Consider the following 5,475-nt stretch of genomic DNA (forward strand, 5'->3'; position numbering starts at 1 on the left):
ACCAGGGCCGACCACCGCCCGCCCTCGTGGCGCCACTGCACGACCACCCCGGGCCACTCCCCGCCGGCGTGCTGCACCCAGCAGTGCCGCACCCGCGGCCGCGGCGCGACGGCCCGTGCCGGTGTCGCTCCGCCCCGCCGCCCTCCGCCCGGTTGCGCTCCGCCCGGTTCCGCTCCGCCCCGTTGCTCCCCACCGGGCACCCCCGACGAGCGATCCGCGGACCGCCGGTCCGGCCTGCGCAGGGTGGTGGCGCGCTCGTCGTCGCGCACCGCCGGTCCCATGCGCTGCAGCCTGCCAACGGGCACCGACAAGCTCCGGCGCCATACCTCGCCGGCTACCGTCTGCTCCCCCGCCACCGCCCCCCGGGCAGCCGCTCAGCCGGCGGGGCCGCCGAAGCGGGCGACGCAGTGCCACAGCCGCTTGAGCAGCTGGGGGTCGTGCCGTCCGTGCGCAGCGGCCAGCCCGACCAGCCGGGCGTCCAGCCAGCCGTCCTCGGCTACCTCGCGACCCACCCGGACCACCTCGCTCCCCCGGTAGTCCGCGTGCCGCGTCAGCTCCTCGACGGAGAGCCGCAGACCGGAGTGCCAGCGGACCGGCGCCGGCAGCTGCGCCGCAGCGGCCTCGACCTCGGTACCGCGGTGGGACGGGTCGAGCACCACGGCCTCGACGTCGCGGTCGAGAAGCAGCTGCCCGTGCACGTGGGCCTCGACGTAGTCGTCGAGCCGGTCCACGTCGGCGGCGTCGGCCAGCTCGGGAAGGCGCATCCGGCACGCGGTGCCGAAGTCGACGGGCTCGAAGGCGCTGTCCGGCCAGCAGAAGGTGGTTCGGTCCAGCACCGCCTCGGTGAGCACCAGGTGCGCCGAGCCGAACCGGATCGACCCGCCCAGCTGCCGGCGACGGTGGTCGAGCGCGCCGTACACCGGACGCTCCGACGGCGCGGCGGCGTCGTAGGCGTGGCCGAACATCCGCTGCTCCCACCGCCAGCGGTCCCCGCCCGGGTGCGCGGTGAGGCCACCGTTGCTCGTCCCGGTCTCGAACTGCGAGCGGTAACGGCCCGTGCGGGCCAGCACCGCGAGCAGCGGCAGCCCGTCGACCAGCCGGTCGGGGTGGAAGTGCACCGTCACCCGCAGCGACCGGTCGAGGGCGGGGCCGCTCGAGCGCTCCTCCACGTGGGCGAGCGCACGTCGCCAGGCCGGCCCCTCCGTCACCGGTCCAGTCTCGCGTCAGGGACGCTCGGGGTAGTCCACGGTCGGGGGTACCACCGACACCGAGTCGCCGTCGAAGGTCACCTCGCTGAGCCACATGGTCCGCCCCGGGTAGTCCGGGCCGACCTCGCCGGGGTACCAGGCGTGGTAGACCATCCACACCCGACCGTCCTTCTCGAACAGGGCGCAGTGGCCCGGGCCGGCCGCCACGTCGTTGCCGACCATGATCGGCTCCGGCGTCTTGGTGAACGGCCCCAGCGGGTCGTCGGCCACCGCGTGGCCGACGGCGTAGTCGGGCGAGGCGTAGGAGTTGGCCGAGTAGAACATGTGGAAGCGGCCCTCGTGCTCCCACAGGAACGGGCCCTCGACCAGCGTCCCCTCCCACGGCAGGTCCTGCTTGAACAGCCGGCGCGGCTCCCCCACCAGCTCGGTGCCGGACTCGTCGAGCTGCTGCACCGAGATCCAGGTGTCCACCCCGACCGCGTTGCCGTCGTTCTTCCAGTACAGGTACCGCGTCCCGTCGGCGGTGGTGAACGGGTGCGCGTCGATCGACCCGCCCTGGTCCTCCTCGCACACCAGCGGCCCGGGACGCTCGTCGACGTACGGTCCGCCGGCCCGCTCCGCGACCGCCACCCCGACGCACTGGATCTCCGGGTTCGGCGCCCGGGTCGTGTAGTAGAGCAGGTAGCGCCCCTCGGAGTGCTTGATCGCCTCCGGCGCCCACACCTTGCCCGGTGAGCTCCAGGACGGCAGGTCCGGCAGCGCGTCCGGACCCTGCCGCCAGGTGACCAGGTCGTCGCTGGTCAGCGTCTGGGCGTTGCTGCCGTTGCCGTTCGTGGCGATCGCCAGGTAGCTGCCGTCCTCGGCGGTGATGATCATCGGGTCGGGGAAGTTCTGGTCGAAGACCGGGTTGGTGAAGCCCATCGTGCTGCTCTCCTGCTCGACGTCGGGGGTAGGGGCCGGATCGGTGGTGCCTGCGCCGCCCTGGCAGCCGGCCGCGCCCAGCAGGACGGCCGCCGTCAGGGCGACCAGAGCCTGCCGGACGCGCGCTCTGCCGCTCACCGGCTGCGGTCGGTGCGCTCGTAGAAGCGCAGGTGGTCGAACTCGGCGGTCGCAGCCGGGGTGTCGCCGCCGTGGGCGACCAGACCGATCCGCGGTTCGGTGCCGGCGGGGAAGGTCCACACCGCCCCCCAGGTCCACTCCTCGCCGTCGCGACTGGTGCCGGCCCGGTACAGGCGCTCGCCCGCGGCGTTGGTGCTGTGGGCCAGCCGCAGCCACACCGTCGGCGCCGGCGTGCCCACCAGGGCCCCGCCGAAGCTGGTCCGCCCGTCCTCGGTGGCCACCAGCTCCCGGCCGAACTCGGTCTGCCGGGTGTTCCAGATCGCCACCGTGGACAGCCGGGCGAAGTCGTCGTCGCCGGCGTAGGCCACGATCCCGGCCTGCTGGTAGTTGCGGACCTCGTCGGTGCCGAGGTCGAGGGTCAGCTTCGTCTCGGCCACGTAGTCCCCGGCAGGGGCGTCGGTCAGCAGGACGCCGGCGTTGTCGGAGTTCCCGGTGAGGTCGGCGGCCTGCAGCGGCCAGCGCAGCGCGCCGCCGGCCACCGTGGCGTCGGGGTCGGGACGCACCCACTCCATCGCGGTGCCCGGCCCGTCGAACTCCTCGGCCCACAGCACCTCGCCCACCTCCGGCTCCTCGGCCGGCTCCGCGGTCTCCCGGGCCAGCGGCTGCACGGTGACGTTGTCGACCAGCACGCCGGTCGAGGACAGCCGCACCGCGGCCCGCGGCACCGCCAGCCCGCGGGCCTCGTGGCCGACCTCGGCGGCCGGGTCGTTGAGGTCGCTCTCCGACAGCGTGGCCCGCACGGCCCAGCCGTCCACCTCGACGACCAGCGTCTGCCAGCCGGCCCGGTCCGGGGCCGCGGTGGTGCTGGTGCGCACGTCCCGCCCGTTGGTGGTCCGCACCCGCAGCTCACCGTCCGCGCGGACGACCGTGACGCCCTTGCGCGTGTTCCCCAGCTCCACGGTCAGCGGTTCGTCCCCGCGGACGTCCATCCGCAGCCGCAGCGCGCGGGCGGGGGCCTCCTGCTCGGTGACGGCCTCCCCGTCGACCCGTGCGGTGGCCCCGGCCTGCGAGTCCTCCGGCCCCTGCTGCAGACCCTCGAAGCCGGCCGCTGCGGGGTCGTCGGGCTCGATGCCCAGGGCCGACCCGGTCACCGGTGCCGGCTGACGGCCCTCGCTCGGGCCGGCACCGGCACGGGTGCGCGGCCAGCCGTCGACCCACTCCAGCCGGTCCAGCAGCATCGGGCGCTCGTTGATCCCGAACGGCTCGGTCAGCCAGGGGTCCTCGCGGTCGAGCGCGTGGTAGACGATGTGGTCGCGCCCGCTGGCGTCGGTGGCGACGGCGTGGTGGCCGGCGCCGATCCAGCGGTTGCCGTTCTGGGTGAGCACGAGGGTGCCGCCGACGCGGGAGTCCAGCAGCGAGATGCCATCGGCGTCGAGGAACGGGCCGAGCGGGGAGCGTGAGCGGCCGGCGAACACCGAGTAGCCGGTGGTCGGCCCGGCGCAGCAGTTGGCCGCCGAGGCCATCAGGTAGTACCAGCCGTCGTGGCGGATGACGTAGCTGCCCTCGTAGCGGTTGTCGATCGCCACCTGGGTCGGCTGACCGACCGCACGCAGCCCGTCCTCGGACAGCTCGGTGACGTGCAGACCGCCGAAGTAGGAGCCGTAGTAGAGGTAGCGGCGGCCGTCGACGGTCGTCAGCTGGCTCGGGTCGAAGGTCCACAGGAAGCCGTCCCCCTGGGGCCGCGGCGCGACCACCGGCTGCTCCCCCGGCGTCCACGGGCCGGTCGGCGTCGGCGCGGTCGCCACCCCGATCGCGGAGTCGTCGCCGGGGTTCAGCGTCGTGTCGGTGACGGTGTAGTAGAGGACGTAGCGGCCCTCCACGTAGCGGACGTCGGGCGCCCACAACCCCGAGGTCGCCGTGGCCCAGGACGGGCGGTTGGTCTCGTCGAAGACCGTCCCCTGGTACTCCCACTCCAGCCAGTCCCTGGTGCGGGCGACGTGCATGACGCCCGGGGCGTCCCCTTCCCGCAGCGGGTCGGCGGTGGAGTAGGCGTACCACCAGCCGTCCTTGCCCTCGATCACGGCCGGGTCGGCGAAGGTGTCGGCGAAGGAGGCGCTCACCGGGTTGGTGTGGCGAGGCGGCGGGGCGGCCTCGGCGGCGGTGGTGGCGACCAGGCCGGTCAGGGCCAGGCCGCCGGCGGTGAGGCCGGCGGCGAGCCGGCGGAGCAGGTGGGTCATGGACGTCCTCGTCACGGTCGGTGCGGGGCCCGGACGGCGGCCGGGCGGGGTGGGCTGGTCAGCCCTTGATGCCGCTGCTGGCGGCACCTTCGATGACGTAGCGCTGCACGAACACGTAGAGCACCAGCACCGGCACGCTGGCGATGGCGGCGCCGGCCATGATCACCGGGTAGTCGGTGGTGTAGGCGCCCTGGAGCTTGCTCAGACCGACCGGCAGGGTGAGCCTCTCGGGGGAGAACAGCACGTAGATCGGCCAGACGAAGTCGTTCCAGTTCGACAGGAACGACAGCACCGCCAGGGTGACGAGCGCCGGACGGGCGTTGGGCAGCACGACCGAGCGGAAGATGCGGAACGGCCCGGCGCCGTCGATCCGGGCGCTCTCCTCCAGCTCCACCGGCAGCGCGGAGAAGAACTGGCGCATGAAGAACACCCCGAACGCCCCGGCTGCGCCCGGCACGATCAGCGCCCACAGCGTGTCCAGCCAGCCCAGGGAGTTGAGCAGCAGGAAGTTCGGCATCAAGAAGATGAACCCGGGCACGAACAGGGTCGAGATGATCAGCCCGAACAGCAGCCGCTTGAAGGGGAACTCCATCCGCGCCAGCGCGTAGCCGGCCATCGACGACACGACGATCACCAGCACCGCGTGCGCGCTCGCGGCCAGGAACGAGTTCGCCGCCCACAGCAGCACCGGGGAGGCGTCGTCGCCGAAGAACAGCGTGCGGAACGCCTGGAAGGTCGGCTCGCTGGGCAGGAACGTGGGCGGCACCGTGCGGCTCTCCACGTTCGTCTTGAAGGCGGTGAGCAGCATCCACAGCAGCGGTCCGACGAAGACCACCGTGAGCAGCCCCATCACCACCCAGAAGAGCACCTGGCCCGCCAGCGGGCGACGGCTGCGGCGCCGGGCCGCGGGCGGCGGCGTCGCGGTGGGCGTCCCGGGCGCGCCGGCCACCTGCTCCCGGGTCTGGGAGGTC

General features: G+C 73.8%; 4 protein-coding genes. All 4 read right to left on the reverse strand.

The window, feature by feature from the left end:
• Positions 1-374 precede the first annotated feature (374 nt).
• The 4 genes from DVA66_RS16515 to DVA66_RS16530 are packed head-to-tail and all read right to left on the reverse strand — an operon-like array spanning position 375 to position 5,354.
• Complete coding sequence (locus DVA66_RS16515; protein WP_232822019.1) at positions 375-1,208, reverse strand: DUF3626 domain-containing protein; 834 nt, start codon at positions 1,206-1,208, stop codon at positions 375-377.
• Between the two features lie 15 nt (positions 1,209-1,223).
• Positions 1,224-2,267: a glycoside hydrolase family 43 protein gene (locus DVA66_RS16520; RefSeq protein ID WP_232822020.1), complete on the reverse strand. Its 1,044-nt coding sequence runs from the start codon at positions 2,265-2,267 to the stop codon at positions 1,224-1,226.
• Positions 2,264-4,504 carry a family 43 glycosylhydrolase gene (locus DVA66_RS16525; RefSeq protein WP_114561058.1) on the reverse strand — a complete coding sequence of 747 codons (2,241 nt, stop codon included), beginning with the start codon at positions 4,502-4,504 and terminating at the stop codon, positions 2,264-2,266. The genes DVA66_RS16520 and DVA66_RS16525 overlap by 4 nt, the downstream gene beginning before the upstream one ends.
• Before the next feature lie 58 nt (positions 4,505-4,562).
• On the reverse strand, positions 4,563-5,354 hold the full coding sequence (locus DVA66_RS16530) for a carbohydrate ABC transporter permease (protein ID WP_114561060.1): 792 nt from the start codon (positions 5,352-5,354) through the stop codon (positions 4,563-4,565).
• Positions 5,355-5,475: the final 121 nt, after the last annotated feature.

Source organism: Desertihabitans aurantiacus (genome assembly GCF_003344635.1).
Classification (GTDB): domain Bacteria; phylum Actinomycetota; class Actinomycetes; order Propionibacteriales; family Propionibacteriaceae; genus Desertihabitans; species Desertihabitans aurantiacus.